19 protein-coding genes and 1 pseudogene are annotated in these 20,853 nt (G+C 44.0%); 3 read left to right on the forward strand and 17 right to left on the reverse strand.

From position 1 onward, the window contains the following. The first annotated feature begins 391 nt into the window (after window positions 1-391). The gene (gene trkA, locus ACZ45G_RS20405) at window positions 392-1,810 is read left to right on the forward strand and encodes a Trk system potassium transporter TrkA (protein WP_464172344.1); all 1,419 of its coding nucleotides are present in this window, start codon (window positions 392-394) and stop codon (window positions 1,808-1,810) included. Between the two features lie 22 nt (window positions 1,811-1,832). Here trkA and ACZ45G_RS20410 read toward each other — a convergent pair whose 3' ends face one another. The 16 genes from ACZ45G_RS20410 to ACZ45G_RS20485 form a co-directional block, all read right to left on the reverse strand. Further along, window positions 1,833-3,287 (reverse strand): TrkH family potassium uptake protein, encoded by a 1,455-nt coding sequence (locus tag ACZ45G_RS20410; RefSeq protein WP_464172345.1) that lies wholly within the window; start codon window positions 3,285-3,287, stop codon window positions 1,833-1,835. A 93-nt stretch (window positions 3,288-3,380) separates the two neighbouring features. After that, window positions 3,381-3,572, reverse strand: coding sequence for a bacterial transcriptional activator domain-containing protein (locus ACZ45G_RS20415; protein ID WP_464172346.1), 192 nt, complete (start codon window positions 3,570-3,572; stop codon window positions 3,381-3,383). Between the two features lie 297 nt (window positions 3,573-3,869). Next, entirely contained in the window at window positions 3,870-4,577 is a 708-nt protein-coding gene (locus ACZ45G_RS20420) for an ABC transporter ATP-binding protein (protein WP_464172347.1), read from the reverse strand. Further along, window positions 4,570-5,358 carry an ABC transporter ATP-binding protein gene (locus ACZ45G_RS20425; RefSeq protein ID WP_464172348.1) on the reverse strand — a complete coding sequence of 263 codons (789 nt, stop codon included), beginning with the start codon at window positions 5,356-5,358 and terminating at the stop codon, window positions 4,570-4,572. The genes ACZ45G_RS20420 and ACZ45G_RS20425 overlap by 8 nt, the downstream gene beginning before the upstream one ends. 4 nt (window positions 5,359-5,362) lie before the next feature. Beyond that, on the reverse strand, window positions 5,363-6,565 hold the full coding sequence (locus tag ACZ45G_RS20430) for an ABC transporter permease subunit (protein ID WP_464172349.1): 1,203 nt from the start codon (window positions 6,563-6,565) through the stop codon (window positions 5,363-5,365). 52 nt (window positions 6,566-6,617) lie between these two features. Continuing rightward, window positions 6,618-7,520, reverse strand: coding sequence for a branched-chain amino acid ABC transporter permease (locus tag ACZ45G_RS20435; RefSeq protein ID WP_464172350.1), 903 nt, complete (start codon window positions 7,518-7,520; stop codon window positions 6,618-6,620). A gap of 156 nt (window positions 7,521-7,676) precedes the next feature. Further along, window positions 7,677-8,795, reverse strand: a complete 1,119-nt coding sequence (locus ACZ45G_RS20440) for a branched-chain amino acid ABC transporter substrate-binding protein (RefSeq protein ID WP_464172351.1) — start codon at window positions 8,793-8,795, stop codon at window positions 7,677-7,679. Window positions 8,796-8,977: 182 nt separating this feature from the next. Next, window positions 8,978-9,418: an N-acetyltransferase family protein gene (locus tag ACZ45G_RS20445; RefSeq protein WP_464172352.1), complete on the reverse strand. Its 441-nt coding sequence runs from the start codon at window positions 9,416-9,418 to the stop codon at window positions 8,978-8,980. Between the two features lie 14 nt (window positions 9,419-9,432). Continuing rightward, window positions 9,433-9,621, reverse strand: a complete 189-nt coding sequence (locus ACZ45G_RS20450; RefSeq protein WP_464172353.1) for a DUF2080 family transposase-associated protein — start codon at window positions 9,619-9,621, stop codon at window positions 9,433-9,435. A gap of 249 nt (window positions 9,622-9,870) precedes the next feature. Further along, window positions 9,871-10,782, reverse strand: a complete 912-nt coding sequence (locus tag ACZ45G_RS20455) for a DMSO reductase (RefSeq protein WP_464172354.1) — start codon at window positions 10,780-10,782, stop codon at window positions 9,871-9,873. Window positions 10,783-10,800: 18 nt separating this feature from the next. Then, window positions 10,801-13,410 (reverse strand): molybdopterin-dependent oxidoreductase, encoded by a 2,610-nt coding sequence (locus tag ACZ45G_RS20460; RefSeq protein ID WP_464172355.1) that lies wholly within the window; start codon window positions 13,408-13,410, stop codon window positions 10,801-10,803. Window positions 13,411-13,425: 15 nt separating this feature from the next. Beyond that, window positions 13,426-14,082: a 4Fe-4S dicluster domain-containing protein gene (locus ACZ45G_RS20465; protein WP_464172356.1), complete on the reverse strand. Its 657-nt coding sequence runs from the start codon at window positions 14,080-14,082 to the stop codon at window positions 13,426-13,428. 55 nt (window positions 14,083-14,137) lie between these two features. Then, on the reverse strand, window positions 14,138-14,686 hold the full coding sequence (locus ACZ45G_RS20470; protein ID WP_464172357.1) for a 2-oxoacid:acceptor oxidoreductase family protein: 549 nt from the start codon (window positions 14,684-14,686) through the stop codon (window positions 14,138-14,140). Between the two features lie 13 nt (window positions 14,687-14,699). After that, window positions 14,700-15,662 carry a thiamine pyrophosphate-dependent enzyme gene (locus ACZ45G_RS20475; RefSeq protein ID WP_464172358.1) on the reverse strand — a complete coding sequence of 321 codons (963 nt, stop codon included), beginning with the start codon at window positions 15,660-15,662 and terminating at the stop codon, window positions 14,700-14,702. Window position 15,663: 1 nt separating this feature from the next. Further along, the gene (locus tag ACZ45G_RS20480; protein WP_464172359.1) at window positions 15,664-16,917 is read right to left on the reverse strand and encodes a pyruvate synthase subunit PorA; all 1,254 of its coding nucleotides are present in this window, start codon (window positions 16,915-16,917) and stop codon (window positions 15,664-15,666) included. Next, on the reverse strand, window positions 16,914-17,201 hold the full coding sequence (locus ACZ45G_RS20485) for a 4Fe-4S binding protein (protein ID WP_464172360.1): 288 nt from the start codon (window positions 17,199-17,201) through the stop codon (window positions 16,914-16,916). The genes ACZ45G_RS20480 and ACZ45G_RS20485 overlap by 4 nt, the downstream gene beginning before the upstream one ends. A gap of 880 nt (window positions 17,202-18,081) precedes the next feature. Here ACZ45G_RS20485 and ACZ45G_RS20490 point away from each other — a divergent pair. Continuing rightward, window positions 18,082-18,264 (forward strand): annotated as a pseudogene (locus tag ACZ45G_RS20490) (Rdx family protein); the annotation flags it as partial. A 773-nt stretch (window positions 18,265-19,037) separates the two neighbouring features. Next, window positions 19,038-20,351, forward strand: coding sequence for a TAXI family TRAP transporter solute-binding subunit (locus ACZ45G_RS20495; RefSeq protein WP_464172361.1), 1,314 nt, complete (start codon window positions 19,038-19,040; stop codon window positions 20,349-20,351). A 179-nt stretch (window positions 20,352-20,530) separates the two neighbouring features. Here ACZ45G_RS20495 and ACZ45G_RS20500 read toward each other — a convergent pair whose 3' ends face one another. Then, window positions 20,531-20,725, reverse strand: coding sequence for a hypothetical protein (locus ACZ45G_RS20500; RefSeq protein WP_464172362.1), 195 nt, complete (start codon window positions 20,723-20,725; stop codon window positions 20,531-20,533). Window positions 20,726-20,853: the final 128 nt, after the last annotated feature.

Consider the following 20,853-nt stretch of genomic DNA (forward strand, 5'->3'; position numbering starts at 1 on the left):
CTGCATATTTAAACTCAAACAGCATACTCTGTTTAAAAAAGATACTCAATATTTTCCTTAATTCAAAGGGCAATCCCTATAGTATGACTACCAGGTTTACCGCCAGGCCACGGTTCAATAACTGAGTAAACGCCTGATCGAAATCGGGGTTTCCATACCATGGCAAGTATCTTTTTATCAAACATTTAACGGAAAGATAACGTTTAAACTCTCAGGCCATATAACCAGATTATGTCATCAGATTAAAAACCCGGATAGATCATTTCCTGGAGATAGCCCTGGGCTGCCGGGCCTAAAAGTTGACAAAGACAGGGGTATCTAGTATTTCATGGGCTAACTCTTTTCAAGGCCGGAAAAACCGTATTATTAATGTAAAAACGGGACCTACTATATGAGTAAAAAAAAGCCGACAAAATCGACCAACATCTTGATTTTAGGGCTGGGAGGCGTTGGCTATTATCTGGCCAAACGCCTCGTCCATGAGGGGTATGCCATCACCGCCATAGAGCCCGACGGCGAATTGCTTCGCCATGCCGACGGCAATATAGATGCCCGTCTGATCCAGGGAAATGCCATGAGCATCGAATGCTGGAAGGAAGTGGGCGCGGCAAAAATGGATTATCTCATTGCAGTTACCAACAATGATGCCGTAAATATGATGAGTTGCCAGATTGCCCATCGCTTTGGAATTCCCCGGAAAATTGCCCGGGTTCGCTCCACAGAGTTTGGAAGTAAAGATTCCCTCATGAGTGCCGAAGATCTTAAAATAGATCTGATCATTCACCCGGAAGAACTGGCTGCCCAGGAAATTTTCAGACTGATAAATCTTCGAGCAGGAAACGACATCATTGCGGTTGCCAAAGGACAGATACAGGCCATGGCCACCCGCATCCATGAAAAATCTCCCCTTGCCCACCGGAAACTCAAGGATATCTCCCAGGAATATAATGAATTCCCCTTTCGAGTGGTTGCCATGACCCGGGGAATCTCCACCATGATCCCCAGTGGGGAGGATGAACTATTGCCCCAGGACCAGGCCTTTTTCATGGCCGCCAATAAAGACCTGAACCGATTAATGGGCCTGACAGGGGTTGAGCAGCAAACCCGCCATAGGGTGATGATCATCGGTGGGGGACTTGTGGGACGCCGCCTGGCTGAACTATTGGGAAAAACAGTTGCAGTCAGGATCATTGAAAAGGATGAAGCCTCGGCCAAGGAACTCTCCTTTGCACTGAAACATGCAGAGGTGTTAAACGGCGACGGATCGGATTCAGATCTGCTGGTTTCAGCCGGGTTGCTGGAAATGGATACCTTCATTGCTGCCACAGGAGAAAACGAAACCAATATCATGACCTGTGTGCTGGCCAAGCATTTGATGACCTCACACAACACCAGCAAAAAAGGCAACCAATCCAAAAAACAGACCAAATGCATCGCGCTGGTAACAAAAGAAGATTATGTGGTGCTTGCGGCAACAATGGGGTCGGATATTGCCATGAACAAAAAAATCCTGGCCTCAAACAAAATTTTAAAATTTATCAGAAGGGGGGAGCTGATTTCCGTGGCCCACCTCCATGGGTTTGATGCGGAGATGGTAGAAATTGTTGCAGCCCCCAACTCACCCATCACCCGTAAGCCACTTTCCAAACTCAGTTCTTATTACTCCAATAAAATAATGATCGGAGGCATCCATAAGGACGGGGTATGGCAGGTTGCCGTTGGGGACACCCATATTCAAGATAATGAACGGGTAATTGTGGTCTGCATGTCCCAGCACCTGAAAGATGTCCAAAAATTATTCCTGGCTTGAATTATCCTTGGCGCAGTCAGGACTACTTTTGCCAGAAAGAGGGATAAAAAATAACCAGGGCGGAAAACATTTCAAGCCGGCCTACCAGCATGTTCCAGGATAAGAACCATTTGCCTGGATCGGAAATAAAGGCAAAATTCTGGGAGGGACCCACCCCGCCAAACCCAGGGCCAATGTTCATCAGGGCGGCGATCACAGAACTCATGGCAGTGGTGATATCCATGGGATCCACAAGGGTCATGAAGCACCCGCCCCCCAAAATCAAAAAGATATTCACAATAAAATAAAAAATTGCCAGGTGGATGATCTGGGAGTCCACGGGCCGCTGGTTCAAATGAACCGACACCACCGCCATGGGCCTGAAAAAAATCTGCTTTATGATGGCAACACCAAACTTAATGATCAGAATATAATGAACAATTTTAATACCGCTGGTGGTGGATCCGGCACAGGCCCCGATGAAGCAGACCACATAAAGAAACATCTGGGCTGCCTGGGGCCATTGCTCATAATCCGCCGTGGTAAATCCAGTGGTGGTGAGAATTGAAGTGACCTGGAAGGTGGCATAGCGAATGGAATCAATAAAATCATAGGTATTTTCCTTCCATAGAATCAATGCGACAACCCCGCAAAAAAAGAACATCGCCCATAGGTACCAGCGCAATTCCGTATTGTTTTTTATCACCCGCCAATTGCCCTGCATCATGTGATAAAAAAGCATAAAGGTCATCCCGCCTAAAAACATAAAAAGGGTGATGATCCAATCGAAATAGGCATTGTTATAATGACCGATGCTATCGTTATAGGGAGAATAACCAGAGGTGGAAACTGTTCCGAATGAATGGCATAGGGAATCAAAAATGGACATGCCGCCGAAACACAGCAAAAGGGTTTCTAAAATGTTGAGACCAATATAGATCCCCCAGAGCCAGACCATGGTATCCCGGTTCCGGGGGATAAATTTTTCCCTGGTGATGACCTGGCCGGGGCTGGACTCAGCACGGAATATGCGCACCCCCCCCATCCCATGGGGCAAAAAGATAATGGTCAGGGTTAAAAAACCCATCCCCCCCAGCAAATGGGTTTGGCTCCGCCAAAACAGCAACCCATGGGGTAGGATTTCTATATCCGTCAGTATGGTGGCCCCGGTGGTGGTATAGCCGGACATCATCTCAAAAAAAGCATCGGTAAAGGAGGGAATAGATCCATGGATCATATACGGCAGGCCGGAAACAGCAGAAATTAAAATCCATCCGAAAAAAGCGATGAAAAAGCCGTCCTTTATGTTTAACTCGTTACACCGGCGAAAAGACCGCCACAAAGGATAGCCCAACCCAATGGCGATAAGCCCTGTGAGACCAAGGGAATGGAGGTCGTTTTCACCGTAATACAGGGAACAGATGATGGGGAACACCAGGGAAATACCGGTAATGATCAATAATTTTCCCAGAACATTTGCAATGGTTTTGTAATTCATTCAATATCCAAATTTAATCTTAAAGTAAATCAATCCAAGGTGACAATTAAACAATACCCAGGAATCAACCCCGGAATCAACCCTATTCATGAACTACAACTTTAGAATCCGGGTATAAATCTCCTGGGTTTGAACTTCTGGTTCTGTGTCCAGTTCTTTTTTAAGGATGGAACAGCATTCCTTGAACACATGAAGGGCCACGTTTTTACGGTCTGCGTCTGGGTACAGGATCATCAGATTTCGGTAGACCACCTCAAAAGGATCACTCCCGGGATAAGATGCCATGCATCAACCGCTTCCTGCCATTGGAGCAAGCCCCCGGTAAACCTGCACGATGACCAGTTATGGATGTAAAAAAATAAAGGGGAGTAAAGAAACGGGCGATTTATTTATTCGGATTCACGCCTTTTAAGTCTCATTTTCTGTAAGGGGGACTGGGAAATGTCATGTTCGGCAGCGTTAATGAAAAAAGAGAGGATTTAGCATCCCGTCTTAAACTGATGAGACTGAGCTTTCCCCGAAGGGTTTACACCCAGAGTCACTTTGGTTACCTGAGAAAGGTTATCAAGGTAGCCTGTAATTTTATATACCCAGGTACGCTTTTTTCACATCTTCATTTACCAGAAGGTTGGCACCGGTATCAGACAGGGTGATAACCCCATTTTCCATCACATATCCCCTGTGGGAAGATTTGAGGGCCAGATTGGCATTTTGTTCCACAAGAAAGATGGTTGTCTTCTGCTCCTGGTTGATACGCTTGATAATATCAAAAATCTGCTTGATAATAATGGGTGCAAGTCCCAGGGAAGGTTCATCTAAGAGCAGCAGTTTCGGGCGGGCCATCAGTGCCCGGGAAATGGCCAGCATCTGCTGTTCACCACCGCTAAGCGTTCCCCCTGCCTGATTTCTTCTGTTGGCAAGTACGGGGAAAAGATCATAGACATACTCAATATCTTGTTTAATACCCGCCTTATCTTTTCTTAAAAAAGCGCCCATGTCAAGGTTTTCAGCCACTGTCAGGTAGGGAAAAATCCGTCTTCCCTCGGGCACCTGGACCATTCCTTTCTCAACGATTTTATTGGCAGGAACACGGGTTATATCTTCCCCGAGAAAGGTCACACTGCCCTGCCGGGCAGGAACAATCCCGGAAATCGTCATCAAGGTGGTGGACTTACCAGCACCGTTTGCGCCGATAAGGCAAATTATTTCCCCCTGGTTAATTTCAAGGGTAACCCCCTTCAGGGCATGGATATTTCCATAGAAGGTATTTATATCTTTTAACTTAAGCATCAGCGTCTTCCCCAAGATAGGCCTTGATTACAACGGGATTGGATTTTATTTGCGTGGGCGTTCCTTCGGCAATCTTTTTCCCATAATCCATTACAAAAATTTTATCCGAAAGACTCATGACCAGCTTCATATCATGTTCAATCAAAAGAATGGATATATTTTCATTGTCCCTGATCCAGACAATCAAATCATCCAATTCCTTTGTTTCATGGGGATTCATCCCGGCAGCCGGTTCATCCAACAGCAGTAAAAAAGGTTCTGTTGCCATGGCCCGGGCAATCTCAAGTCGTCTCTGGGCTCCATAGGGAAGGTTCATGGCCAATTCATTGACATATTGGGCCAGGCCAATTTTTTCCAATACCTCATAGCTGTCTTTGATAAGTTGTTTCTCCTCATTCACCGTGGACCTGGGCCGGAAGATTGCACTTGCAATCCCTGATTTCAATCGGCAATGACGGCCTATCATGACATTTTCCAGTACGGACATACTGCCAAAAAGCCTGATATTCTGGAATGTCCGGGCCATGCCTCTTTGGGTTACCTCATTGGTTTTGAGACCATTGATCCGTTCAGAGGGTTTACCAGGAGGGGTGATGAGCACATCCCCTGAAGTCGGGGGATAGATACCAGTGACGCAATTAAAAAAGGTTGTCTTGCCGGCACCATTGGGGCCGATCAGGGCGACAATCTCACCTTCATTGACCACAAGATCCAGGTTATCCAGCGCCTTAAGCCCACCAAACCTCATTGTAATATTTTCTACAGTCAGTATTGATTTCATAAACTTAAACTTCTGAACTTTTAAATTGATAGGTTTTTCGGACATTGGCGATCAGACCACCGGGCCTGAACACCATCATAATAACCAGAACTGCACCAAAGACAAGCATTCTATATTCTGAAAAAGCCCTTAAATACTCCGGCATCAAAATCAGGAAAAACGCCCCCACAATCACCCCGGGAATGGACCCCATCCCTCCGATAACAACAATACACAGGATCATAACCGATTCCCAGATAGTAAAACTTGCCGGATTGATAAAGGTGGTCTTTGCCGCAAAAACAACGCCGGCCATTCCCGCCCAGGTGGCACCCAAAGAAAAGGCCGTTAATTTTGTCTTTGTCTTGTCAATACCCATTGCCTGGCAGGCAATTTCATCTTCCCTCAGGGCAATCCAGGCACGGCCGATTCGTGAATTTTCAAGCCGGTTCACCATGAAAATGGTGAAAATAACCAGAACGATCATTAAAAAATAAATAAAAATAGTTGCCTGGGTAAGGGTAAAATCAATCCCCGGTATGGAAGGCCGGGGGATATTGGCGATGCCGCTGGGACCTTCTGAAAATGCGTTCCAGTTTTCCAGTACAAGTCTGATTATTTCTCCAAATCCCAGGGTAACGATGGCAAGGTAATCCCCCTTTAACCGAAGTACCGGATACCCCAGAAGCATGCCGAAGGTTGCGCCCAAAGCCGCCCCTATTGGAAGAGCGAACCAAAAATTCAACCCAAAATGCATATTCAGCAATGCATAGGAATAGGCCCCCACTGCATAGAAGGCCACATACCCCAAATCAAGCAGACCCGCAAGCCCAATCACAATATTGAGCCCCAATCCCAGCATGATATAAATCAAGGCGGATATCATAATATTGGTCTGATACATGGAAAAAATGTAGGGGAAGACACAGGCAAAAATAACAAGACCAATAATGGAGGGCAACCTGACATTCTTGTTTTCCATCATTCTCTGGAGAAACGGCATCTCGCCTGTCACGGCTTTGTTTTTATTTTCGTCCTGCTTTCTAAGCAATTCATCCCAGATAATAGACATGAAAAAACCGCCGACACCGGCATACAACATATTCATCCAGCGCCATTCAATGATATTTTCAACGGTATTTACCCGGATCACCATGATGGGAAAGGTTAAAAATATAAACCAGATTCCCGCCAGCGCCCCTTTTTTAATTTTTTCAAAACTCATCATAATAGCTTCACTTTGTATACGATTGACAGATGATTGACAGAGGGTAAACAGATCATACTTTTTTTGTTTCCTTGCGCCCCAGAATTCCAGATGGCCTGAATATCAGAATAAACACCAGAAAGAGGAAGGCAAAAACGTCTTCGTAATCACTTGAAATATATCCGGTAAAAAAACTTTCGGTCCACCCCAGCACAAGGCTGCCCAGAACCGCACCCGGGATGCTGCCAATCCCCCCCAACACAGCAGCGACAAAGGCTTTAATACCGGCAATAAAACCAATATAAAAGTTTATCTGACCCACATGGGAGGCAATCAATACCCCGCCGATGGCAGCTGTTCCAGACCCGACGATAAAGGTGATGGATATGATTTTATTCACATCAATCCCCACAAGGGCGGACATGATCTTATCTTGGGAGGTCGCTCGCATTGCCTTTCCGATTCTGGTAAACTTTATGAGGATGGTCAAAAAGATCATGACACAAAAAGTGGTTGCCAAAATAACCAGTTCCGGAGAAGAAATAATATGGGCATAGGGTTCCCAGAAGTCAAAATCCGGAATCAGACTGGGAAAAGGAAGAAAATCAGAGGTCTGGGCAAGCAGAACATAATTTTGAAGGAAAAGTGACATCCCGATGGCCGAAATCAATGCAGACAAACGGGGTGCATGTCGCAAGGGCTTGTAGGCAATCTTTTCAACGGTAAATCCATAGGCGCAAGAATATACCACTGCCAGAACAGACGCCAAAATTAAAACCGTCAGATGGTTAAACCCAAGCATAGCCAAAACCGATGCAACAATAAGCGCCGTAAATGCACCGATCATATATATTTCGCCATGGGCAAAATTGATCAATTCAATAATACCATAAACCATGGTATATCCAAGGGCTATCAGGGCATAAATACTCCCTCTGGTCAACCCTCCAAGAAACAATTCCAGGAAATAATCCATGATTTTTTTCCACGCCTCTAAATTTAAACAACCTGCCGATCTTTGATTTTTTTTTACAAAACAAACCCAAGAACTAGGCCAGGTTCAAAATTAAATTAATTCTATAATAAAGGCCGGGGCTTTAATAAACCCCCGGCCTTGGATATTGCCAAATAGTTACTTTAATTCTACATACACACCATCTTTAACCTGGTAAACAGAGAACCCGGCTCCGATTGCATCCCCTCTTTTGTCAAAGGAAATGTTTCCAATGGGGGTTTCAACATACTCGGATTGAAGTGTTTTTGTCAATGCCGCGTAATCAGTAGAACCTGTTTTCTCAATGGCATTGATCAAAGCCAGCATTGCAGAATAGGCATTGATATAGAATGCGCCATGATCTGTCTTATAGGCTTCTTTATGATCTTTAACCGCTTTTATATTCAATGCATTTGCAGATGTATCCTTTGGTCCTGAAGCATAAACGCCTTCTGCATATTTTCCGGCAACCTTGATAAAGGTGTCATCTTTTACGCCATCATCAGAGATAAAAGGCATTTTCAATCTTTTTTTACGCATCTGACTTACAATTTTAGAGGCTTCAGGATGATATCCGCCAAAGACAACCGCATCAACCTTTGCTCTTTTAATCTTCTGAACAATGGCTGAATAATCCATTGCCCCGGGTGTTACCCCTTCAAAAAGAAGGACTTCTGCCGTGCCGTCTTCTTCAAAATATTTTTTTGCAAACTCGGCAAACCCTTTTCCATAATCACCTTTGTCATGAATGACGGCAACTTTTTTCACTTTAAGGACATTAAGGGCAAACTCCACATCCAGTTTTGCCTGGGAATCATCCGAGGCAATGGTTCTGTAGAAATTAGGATAATCACCACTCTGGGTCAGGCCCGGGTTTGTAGCAGAAGGGGACATGACAATAATGCCGGAATCTTTATAGATTCCCAAAGCAGCTTTTGTTGCGCCGCTGCAGATATGGCCCATAACCACCTGGGCGCCGTCAGATACCAGTTTGGTCGCCGTATTGGTTGCAACTTCCGGTTTACAGACATCGTCTTCAATAAGAAGTTCAATCTGTTTGCCCAGGATCCCCCCGTTTGCATTCACTTCTTTAACAACAAGCTCAGCAGCCTTTACCGAGGGAAGTCCGTATGAGGCCAGATCGCCACTGTGGGGTCCGGCAATACCGATTTTAATCGTATCGCCTGCAAACCCTGAGCCTGCAAATAAAAAAACACCGATGATGGATACAGCACACAATTTACCGAATGACTTCATTTTCATCTCCCTCCCGTTTAGTATTAATAGACGAACACATAAAAAAGCTGTCTTTCCTTATCATTTTCAAAAAAAAAAAGATAGCATACAAATTCAGCAAAAAAAATTATTTTGATGATGAGGTGGCAACCCATAATCCGGAGATAAAACCGATGATCATTAAGCGAATCATACCATGGGGGCTAAAGATCTTTTTTCAGGTTAATAAACTCACTGCGCGTAAATCCGAGTTTTTTAAAAAAAGAAAGCACATCAATGGAATCCCACATTACTGAAGAATAGATGGAGCCAACCCCTTTTTCCTTATAAATATCACAGATCCTGTTGGCCAACTTAAGTCCAAGCCCCTGGCCCATATAGTCGGGATGGACACCTAGGGACATAATCCATGCACTTTTGCCAATGCCGAACCCGGCGTAGAGAGTGGTGGATATCATGTAGCCTGCCACCTTACCGTTTACTTCGGCCACCAGGCTTGTTTTACCATTCCCTTCAGAGACATGCTGTTCAATTAATTTTTGGAAATCAACCCGTGCATCTTCTTCTGAAATGGCAATTCGTATATCCTGAATGGCTTGTGTGTCTTCCAACCTGATTTCCCGAATGCTGATGTTTTCTTCCACAAGAGTCTCCATTCTTATTCTACTTTAATGATTTTAACGATGTGTCCAACCCAATTGGGGGGAAGATAAATCCGGCCGCTGTTACCCGAAGACTTGACCTCTTTTTCGATCATTTCCTCTCCATAGACCTCAAACTTTACCTTGGCTCTGGAACTCAATTCCTTGGTTAAACCCGTATCTTTATTATTCGTATTATCAGCCATATAAAATCCTAATTTTTACAAAAAAACTCCTTTGTTACTGTTTTTAATAACATCCGTCAATTTTTTTTATCTAAAATACCCTGATTTAAGCAATAAGCGCTATATTATCTATTTTGTAGCGATAATATATCTTTCAATTGGAATTTTCAATATTTTTTAATCTTTTCAATCCACTCTAAAAACTAATAGGGGCAGGAGAGAAAACGATCTCTATCTGCCCCACTTCATATTTAGTATAGTGATTTCTTGCTAATTTTTTTCCAGCAAAGGTGTATAAACTGCACTTTTCATTATAATATATCGAACCGCCAGGTCTCCGGCACAGATAGCGGCTAGTCTCAAAAAGATTAAAACCCCATTGGTTTGCCCCCCCCACATAATCAGCGTAAAAATTAGGGGCAATATCACAGCCAGCCCCCCAACGCCGATCAAGGTAATTTTCTTCAAGTCGCCATCGACCATCATTTTAATGGAGGTCTGCCCAATTTCATTGGCATGCCAGGTTCCCCACACATACAGCACAAGACACAGAAAATAAGCAAAAAAGAAACTTTCCGCCCACACTTCCATTCCTGAAGCCAATAGGGCTGAACCACTTGCCGCAAACATAAACTGCAGGATCTGCTGGCCCACCCAGACACCTGAGATGATAGAAAAGGGCAAGACAATATTGGAACTCCAGGCTGGTAATGCCCGGATGACGTTCATGGTGGCAAATCCGTGGGAGATAATCAGCAGGCACAAAATTCCCATAATTACATTAAAGACGATGTTGAACCCGCCGGCAGTCACCATTTGAAGAAATCCAAGGGCTGCAAAAACACCGATGATCCAGATCCCCCGGGACAGTTCCGAGGTGGCGGGTTTCATGAGCATCCGCCAGGCCCGCAGGGGATTGCCCAGGTAAAGAACATGGATCAAGCCGCCAAGAATCAGGGTAACAAGCCAGCCCAATACAATCCCTGCCCTGTATTCATAAAACAGGGAAACAAAATACAGACCTGCTCCGATTTCAGAAAAAAAGAAGGCCAACCAGAGAAAAATGCCTTTGTTATCAATCCACTCCATCTGACGGGTGGGCCGCATCATCCATTCGTATGGCTTTAAACCGTTGCCGGTAGGATGGAACATAATTTTTTCAAGCTCATTTGGTTCTTTCATAATTGTTCACTCCTCCCTTTAGCCCTTGTAAATTTTAACAGCAACAGACGTTTCAATATTCCCGGTGATGGGGTCATAATGTCTCAAGTAGGAGGGGAGCAGCTTGCAAAAATTACTTCCCTTACCTTTGGCAATGGGTCGTCCATCCGCCCATAACCCCCCTTGTCCGCAAATACCGAGAACTTTTGGATGTTGCGCTTCCATTGTCTTTACAATACCGTTTTCTTTGGTTCCATATTTATTTTCTATCCAGACAATATCACCATCTTTGAATCCTTTTTGATCTGCCAGACTTTTATTAAGTGTAATGGTAAAGGTATAAGGGCTCATCTGGCTGACTTCATCTACCAAAGGATTTTGAAATGTTGAGTTGTTTGTGTGGAGAACGTCCCGATAGGAAAAGGCTAAAAGATCATATTCATCATCCAGTTCTTTGTGGGATGTCGGCCAGAACCAGTTCGGTAAAGGACCATATTGATCCATCTCCATTTCAAGTTCAAACCCGGTATCTTTTATGATTTTTTCAGCAGCTCTTCTGTCATGGATGAGGAATTCCATATAAACCGGACACCTGGTCGGCATATTCCATCTCCAATAAACATCTTCAATGGGTTTATGCCAAGTGGCAAATCCTTGTTCCTGAATTTTTTCTTTATCATCCCCATAAACCCAGGTCAGAATTTTTTCCCCAATTTCCTTCCAGGTCAGGACTTCCCCGGCCTTGAGTTTAAGGTTTTCATCTGTAATACTATAATAATCGTTGAGCAGTTCATGATATTTGTCAAGAACCCCCACACGATTTGCAACATCCAGATAAACGTTCATGAAATCCCGTGATTCACCAACCGGTTTTGCAACAGGTTTTTGCAAATGAACATACCAGTCTTCATTGGAGGGGCTTCCATTGAAGAAAAAACTATCAATTTCCGATGACCAGGTATCTTTTTCAAGATATGAGGTATCCGGAAGAATTATATCACCAATGGCCTGGTCCGTTTCATTGACCCAGATATCACTTTGTACAACAAAACAATCTTTAAAATTTTCAAGGGCAACGTCCCAGTCAGATTGACTGATAAGAAAATTTACGGCGATTCCAAAAATCATTTCGGGCTTGACCTTTTCAACACCAAATTTATCCTGGATATAATCTTTTTCTTTCACATAGGGGATATGAGACAGTGTAGAATGTGACCAGAATTCAACGCAACCTGAATTTGTACAGGGATAACTGGGTGCATGGACAGGCCATGGATCATGTGAATAAAATACCGAAGGAACAATAACGCCGTCTTTACCAACCTTTGGCATACGTTCGTATTGACCACCAGGATACCTGCGTCGAATAGACGGCCACCCCATGGTACCACCCGGGACATCTTCAGCACCCACCAGCTGACTTAAAAGATCTATTGCCGCCACCTGATGAATCCCATTTGAATGTCCCTGGGAGCCACGGAAGGTTACAGAGGATACGGGTCGATAGGGAAATGTCTGTCCTTCGATTGTAATGGTGGATCCAATCTGGGCATTATCCACCCACCCCTTTGCAACTTCAAGGATGGTTCCCACAGGAACCGAACTTATTTTAGAGGCCCATTCCATGGAAAATTGCTTTAAATGTTCTTTTAATGCCATAAAGCAGGGCCGGCATTTTTCACCCTTATACTCACAGTCAGCCTCAAGGGCAAAATCTTCAAAGGCCATGGAGGGATCATCAAAGAGTTTGATCTCGTTTGTTTTTTCATCAAAAACAAGGGGCTTATCTGTTTCTTTATCACGGACAAAGGTACCATCTTCTCTTATCAGGTAAACAAAGTTTGTCTTTGCTCTAAGATAAAGTTCGTCGATTTCTCCCCTGATATTAAGGATATAGTTTGCGATAGCAAGTCCGACAGCCGTGTCGGTTCCCGGAAGGATAGGCACCCATTGTGTTGCCTTGCCACCTGCAAAATTACCCATTGGATCAAAAACGATTTCTTTTAGTCCACGCCTTATACCATCGGCCCGAAGTCTTGCATTGGTCATGGCTGAATGTCCGGAACCGGTTCCTTTGCTGGACCCCCATTTAAGAACGTAGTTTGTGTATTTCCAATCCGGTGCGATGGACCATGCACCATGAACCAACCCCCCCAGCATATGCGCTGCATTACCGCAGTGCAGACTGCCGCCGCCAATGATAAAGTTACCATTATTGGGCACGCCAAAGGCCTTTGCATAAAAATAAAGATGATTATGGGGACCGTCACTGGCTCGCATGGTCTGATTTGTGAAGAGAATTTTATTGGGATTGTCTTCCATGATTTTTTTCATACGGGTGGAAATCTCTTCAAGGGCCTCTTCCCATTCAATTTCTTTCCACTTGGGATCAACGCCAAACCCTTTTTCAGGGTTGGTGCGTCGAAGCGGTTTTTTAATCCGGTTGGGATCATGGTAGTACATAAGTCCCGCGATACCTTTACCGCAGAGCCCAGCTCCTGTCCCCCCCATGGTACTTTCTTTTATACCTTCAATTTTTACCGGCACACCATTCACCACCCGCACCCTTGCAGCACAGCCGCAATAACATACACCACAGGTGGTATTTACCCATTTATCTTCCCAAATTTCATCTGTTTTATAGGTCATATTTTCCCCTGTTCATTAATCAATATAATAGACGGATGGTTCAGTTCCAAATTCCGGCCTGAGCTGTTTACCCTTTTTCTCCATGATCAAACGGCTGACCTCACTTTCAGGGTCACTAAGATCTCCAAAAATTCTGGCACCAACCGGGCAGGCAACGACACAGGCCGGTGTTGCATCATCATCCTTTCCAGGCGTAAGCCCTCGTTTAAGGCCGTCATCAATCCGTTCAGCACAAAAATTACATTTAATAACCGTCCCCACTTTAAAGGGGTAAAGTTTTTCACCAATCAATTCCATCTCGGTTTTGCCCTGACCCGGAAAATACTCCCTGTCTTTGACTTCCTGGTCATAATAGGTTCTCTGCTGGTAGGGACAGCTCACAAGGCAAGCCCGGCAGCCGACACATTTATCATCATCCACCACCACAATACCATCTTCTCTGATATAGGTGGCTCCCGTGGGACATGCTTCCACACAAGGCGCATCCGTGCAATGATTGCAAAGAACCGGATAGATCAATTTGCTGGATGTCGGAAATTTCCCGGTTTCTCCAATCAGCACCCTGTTAAAAAAAACTCTGGGAGGAAGAAAATGTTCCTCTTTACATGCGATGGTGCAACCCCAACACGCAATACACCTTTTTACGTCGATTACCATTCCCCATCTAGGCATAACAACTCCTTTTACGATTAAAAAGTTATCCCTTCAGTACCCTTGCGAACCCCGCCTATAAGTCAAAAATTTCCACCTCTTCAAACCCTCTTTGTACACACCCGATATTGGCAGCTAATTTTTTACCTGAAAAATAGTCCTGGAGTGCTTCGCAGCAGGGCTCAATCCCAAGCAGACCCGACATTCGTGCAAAAGCCCCTACAATCACTGTATTGGGTATGGCCAACCCTATCTCTTCCAATGCGATTTTATTGGCATCAATAACCCCAAGTTTCCTTAAATTTTCGTGGGAGATATCCTTTGTGTCCTCGGAATCATTGAGCAGCATCATCCCCCCGGGCAAAAGGCCCTGGAAAACGGCTGGCCACTCCCTCTGGGATGGATCTAAAACCACCAGGATATCCGGATTGTAAATCTGTGTTTTTTCCCTGACCGGCTTGTCTGAAAATCGACCGAATGCGGTGACAGGCGCCCCGCGTCTTTCAAATCCGAACATGGGAAAACTAGCACCAAATTGCCCGGTTAAAACAAAGGCATTGGCCAAAATTTTAGATGTGGTAACAACCCCCTGGCCTCCCCTACCATGAAATCTGACTTCACTCATTGTCTTGTCTCCTTTAATCTTCATCCGATAGGGGAAGGCGGCATTCAGCCTCCAGTACACTCAACCCGCCAAGTACACAGTATTCGTAATCAATATCATCCTGGAGGATCTGGAGATCTGCTTCACTCAAATGAGCAAATTTTTTCATCAATTTTGTATAGGTTGAAACCGGTTTGGGTTTTTTAACGATTTTGGTCATACGAATTTTACCGTTAATTGCTTCCCACAAAGGAAAGTAATTGGTGTTGACCGCTCTGCGGCAGGCTTCGATGGTATGATCCGGCGCCAATCCCCACCCCGTTGGGCAGGGGGCCAGAATATGTAAAAAACAAAACCCCTGGTCCTTCATCTCCTTTGCTTTTTTCAGTTTTTTAGCCAGGTCATCCAGATCGCTCAAGGTGGCCGTTGCTGTATAGGGAATTTTGTGCATGGCCATTTTTAGGCCAAGATTCATTCTTCTAAGATTTTTTCCCTGGGTAGCAGATGCCCCATAGGGAGTGGTGGTGGTGGTGGCCCCAAAGGGAGTGGTACCGCTTTTTTGAATACCCGTATTCATATATCCTTCATTGTCATAGCAGATATAAATAAAGGGCTCGTTTCGTTCCGCAGCCCCGGACAGGTTCCCAAATCCAATATCAGCGGCAGTTCCATCTCCGTTAAAACAAACCACGGTGTTGTCTATTCCCGCTTTTCTATAATACCTTGCAAGGCCTGTGGCATTTGCCGCAGCACCGGTCATCAAGGTGCCAAAATAGGAGAGGGTATGCCAGGATTGATTGTTCTGACCCAAAAGGACAGGTGCGGAACAAGAAGGGGTGCCGGTAATGACAATATCATTTCCCAAAACCCTTGGAATAAGTCGCAATAACAGTTCCAACCCGCAACCGGGACAAAATGCCACGCCCTTGGAAAAGGGATCCTCATGGACAAAATGATCCAAGATCTTGGTTGGTTTGACTCGCTTTTTTTCGGCCATCTTATTGCCCTCCTGTGTTTTCGCAATCAGGTTCATGGGCTTCCGGATAACAAACCCAGGTGACTTCCCGGACATCTTTTCCTGCGGCAAGATCACAAATTGTATCAATCATCTGTCCCACATTGGCTGTGGTGATATCTGTATTGGCGATACCGTCAATAAAGCTAATCAATTTAGCGCCTTCAAGCTGCGTCTCAAAAGCTTTAAGTTCCGTATACATAGGACCGCCCTTAAACCCAAAGGCAAGGCTTCTGTCCACAACGCCAATGGCTATTTTGCCCTTAAGAGAGGCAACAAGCGCTTCAGACGGGAAGGGACGGTACATTCTCATTTTTACGAGACCCACCTTGACCCCGACCTCCCGGCGTTTATCAATCACGGTTTTTATGGTGCCGCACATGGAGCCGGACCCCACCAGAACCACATCTGCATCCGCCGTTCTGTATTCTTCAATCTGACCGCCGTAGGATCTTCCAAATATCGCTTCATATTCTTTGTCTATCTCTTCAAATTTATCCTTTGCTCTTTCCATGGCAGACATGTGTTTGTATCTTAGTTCCAGATATCCGCCCAGGATACCATGGGAACCACACCCCAGTCGGCCGCCGGGCACAAGTTTTGTTCTTTCGGGCTGCTCTTTTAAAACAGCGAGAAACCTATCCACATCTTCCTGGAAGGGAATATCCACCCCTTCGGACAGATAGGAAAGATAGAATCCGTCATAATGAACCATCACCGGCACCTGGATATCATAATCCTCTGCCAGGCGATATGCCTGGAGGACCACGTCCATGACTTCCTGACAATCTTCGGCGATTAAAAATATCCATCCGCAATCCCGTGTGGAAATCATGTCCTGCTGGCCCGAGGATACGGCGATAATACCCGGTGTTTCCCGGTTCACATTTACCATGACAACCGGTGCTCTGGCCCCTGCCGTTGCCAAAACCGCATCATACATAAAGGCAAGGCCCCAGGAAGAGGTGGCGGTAAATACCCGGCCCCCTGCAAGGGAGGCTGCCATAACAGCGTTCATGGCCGAATTTTCCCCTTCAACCGTGATCAGCTCGCAATCCATCTCGCCTGTGGCATGGAATTTGGAAATCTGCTCAATTATTTCTGTCTGGGGCGTAATGGGATATGCTGCCACAACGTCAGGGCGGGCAAGTTTGGCTGCAATGGCGGCTGCCCCGTTTCCGGTGATGACTTTAATCTGTGTTTTGGATTTCTCTTTGATTTTGGCCTGTGTATTCATCGTTTAAAATCCCCCTCTGGCATCATGGTAATGGCATCTTTGGGACATTCCTTGGCACAGATCCCACACCCTTTACAGAAAGTTAAATCTGCCTCAAAATGGGTATCCCCTTGCATCGTTATGATCTGGATAGGACAATAAATGGCACAAAACCCGCAGAAGATACAGCGCTCCTTATCCACCACCGGGCGCTTGGTTCGCCAGTCCCCAGTATCGCTGCACATCAACGGATCATTTGCATCAGACCACGGGCCTTCATGCTTAAAATACTTATTAGACGGCATACCCCCCCCTTGTTTACGAATTGGAAAATGAGATAACCCTTTATAACCCTTATTATAAAACATCACGGAAACTCCGTAACTATTTCATAGCTGTTAAATAGCGATAGGTTGATTGCCTTGTCAAGTAAAAAATTACTTTTTCAATCAACAAAATACTATAATTAGACAATAAGAAGTAATACTTATAGGATACATGCAGGTTTCAGAATATTCCATATAGTTGATAGGTCAACTATATAAACCGGCAATGCTTGCGATTTCTGAATGACCGGGTCCACGACTCTGGATCCCTAAAATTTTGCAGGGGGTTGGGAGTGTTTATTTTACAGGGGCAAAGATTTCGTTGATCTCCAAACGACGAAGGCGATCAGACCCTTGTTCAATTTTTTTGATGGTTGAGCCCACATTTTGGGATGTTTTGCGAAGCTGGGGAAGCAATGCTTTATTTAAGGCGTTTTCATCCTGGTCTGCAAGGGTTTAGGTATCTGGTTTCCTTTTTTTGTCAATGGCGTCGAAGGCTTCGTTCAAGGCCTTTTTTCTGGAAAGAAGCCAATTGTCCAAAAACTCTTTTCTCTGTTGTTTATACTTGGAAAAATGCCACCTGCCATGGTCTATCTTTTCCAAGGATTATCTGACACGGCTGTTCAAAAACACAAAGAGAAACATCTCGGAAACATCCCGCATCAGCGGCCTTGAAAGGGCCTCCATCCAGAAAATCATCAAGCGGTTGAATATAGAAATTCCCCAATTCCGGTTTGAACAATTCCTAAAAACTTGATACAGTTTATGGATAAAATTATCTCAAATCAATCCGACACGTTTGAAAGGAAGAAAAATGGATATACGAATCACCTATTGCGCTGTCTGAAATTATCAACCACGGGCTGCTGGTCTGGCAGACACCATACATCAAATATTGGGGTTTACACCAAAGCTAATCCCTGGGTCCCAGGGGGTTTATGATATTGAGGTTGATGCAAAGATCCTTTTTTCAAAACATCAGACAAAACAATTTCCAGATAATGATGAAATCATCAAATTACTGAAAAATATGTCATCCTAAAAAAATCCCAGACGGATGGGTCCAAACACAGGCAATCTGTGCCGCTAGGAATAGAACTATACCTGGAAAAATATCTTGTCTTTCAAAACTGAAAAAGGCTGCCTGATTTTTTACCAGACAGCCTTTTTCAGAAAAGGAAAAAAGATGATTTTTTTATAATTATTTAATAATTTGTTATAATGCAACGGATGTGCCGCTTAAAGACATAATCCTCATAAAGTTTTAAAAGCATTTGATTTAATAGGACATATTAAATCAAATGCTTTTTCATTCCTCAAAACTTCCTCCCGCCTGGATCAAATTCTCTGAATCTTTATCCTGAGAAGTTTACTTTTTTGAACCCATTTCATCACTACCACTCTCAAAAACATATAACCATTCGAATTAACAAGATATTAGAAGATTTTTTAGAAATTCACTTTTATTAACCCAGGGAAAATTGATATCCAAAACCAAAAAAGGCTGCTCCGTTTTATGGGGCAGCCTCTTTTAGAAAAGGAAAAAGATGAAAATAATTTGTTTTTATATGTTAATTAATTATATATACAACATTTATGCCACCATCGTTACAAAACTTAAAACAAGTTATAATCAACTGTTTTTACAGCATTTTTTTTATAAATATTTTCTTTCCCCTTTCCCATCCCTGAAAAAACCCGGGTAACACCCTGTGAAAAATTCATTTTTCTGGATTTTAACACCAATATTACCTATGGTTTAATATCAATTTCAACACAGGAGACTATCCGTCAAAACAAAAGGAACATGCATTTATGTTGAAAAAGAAAGGACCCACAACCCGAAAGGAATTGTTCATATTTTTTTTCCCAGCTGTTTTGGTCACCCTTGTTGTTTTTTTTGCGGCCTACCAATTTGTAGAGCCAAGCCCTCCCCGCACGATTACCATTGCCACAGGTGAGCCGGATGGGGCTTATTTTGAATATGGAAATATATACAAACCGCTGTTAAAAGAGAATGGGATAGAATTAAAAATTCGAACAACGGCAGGATCTCTTGAAAATATTCACCTCCTTGAAAATGAGGACAGCGGGGTTGACATCGCCTTTATCCAGGGCGGCATTGGAAAATTATCCACCTCAAAGGACATTATATCCATAGGCAGCCTCTATTATGAACCCTTGATGATTTTCTGCGGCCCCGGAATCAGACCTGACCGCATAACAGAGATGAAGGGTCTGCGGATTGCCGTAGGAAAAGAAAAAAGCGGGACCAAAATCCTTTCCACCCGTTTACTTGAGCTAAACGGCATTAATGAAAATAATACCCGGTTTATTTCCCAAGGATCCAAGATTTCCGCTGATATGCTCTTAAAAAATGAAGTTGATATCGCCTTTTTTGTTTCAAGCCCATGGGCCTCTAATATTTCTGAACTTATAATGACAAAATCAATTTTCCTAATGGGGTTAGACCGGGCAGAGGCATATAAATTCTGGTATAGTTATTTAAATATTATCACCATCCCCGAGGGTATCATTGATTTTGAGGCCAACATTCCGGATCACGAGATGAAAATATTGGCACCAACAGCCCAATTAGCCGTGCGGGCGGATCTGCACCCGGCTCTAATTGATCTGCTGCTCCAGGCCGCCAGGACGGTCCACACAAAAGGAGGGGGCGTAAACAAAAAAGGAGAATTCCCCTCCCCCAAATATCTGGACTTTAAATTGAGTGAAGAGGCAAAACGTTTTTATTCGGAACGTACCCCATTTCTCCAACGTTATTTTCCTTTTTGGGTTGCAACCTTTCTCTCCAGGATGAAAGTCATGGTCCTGCCCCTGCTTGCCATAATGTATCCGCTTTTTAAACTCATGCCGTGGATATACCGCTGGAGGATGCGCGCCCGAATATACCGCTGGTATAATGATCTGGCCGCTGTGGGTATGAAGGTGCAAGGGGAACACTCCCTAAAGGAGCATAGGGATTATATGGTCGAACTGGATACGCTTGAAAAAAATGTTGCCAATATTAATGTGCCCCAACCCTATGCAGAAGGATTGTTCCACCTGCGCATGCATATTGATATGTTTCGTAAAAGATTGACAGAAACACAAAAACCCCGGGGATAAATCCGCAACATGAATCTTTGGTGTATATTTTATGATATCCTTTTGTTCCCATGGTGTATTTATGGAGATAGGGAAAGGACCGCTCCTTTTAATAAGAATGCCATAAAACGGGTATGGATCTTTTGTTCAGATCCATACCCGTGAAAAAGAAAGTTATTTTATTAAAGGAATGATACAAATCAATTGAAGCGGCCACAAATTCTCTTTAATAAAGAGTTGATTTCAAGATCTTTGTGCTCTGGTGGCAAACATTTTTCGATTTCATATAATCGAAGACATACCAGGTATAAAGCATCTTGCAAATCGCTTATAGATTTTGCACTGTTAATTGCTTTCCACATCTGTTTTGAATAATCATCACTCATGATATCCATATTTTATCCCTCCCAAGAAAATAAAATTTTTCATACCTGGAAATTGGATGGTCAGCTTCGCCAATTCTTTAATCTCATTAACCGCTAATCGGTGTTATTTGAACGGCCGCTGACAAAGGATGATTCTT

It is taken from the genome of Desulfoconvexum algidum (genome assembly GCF_055382125.1).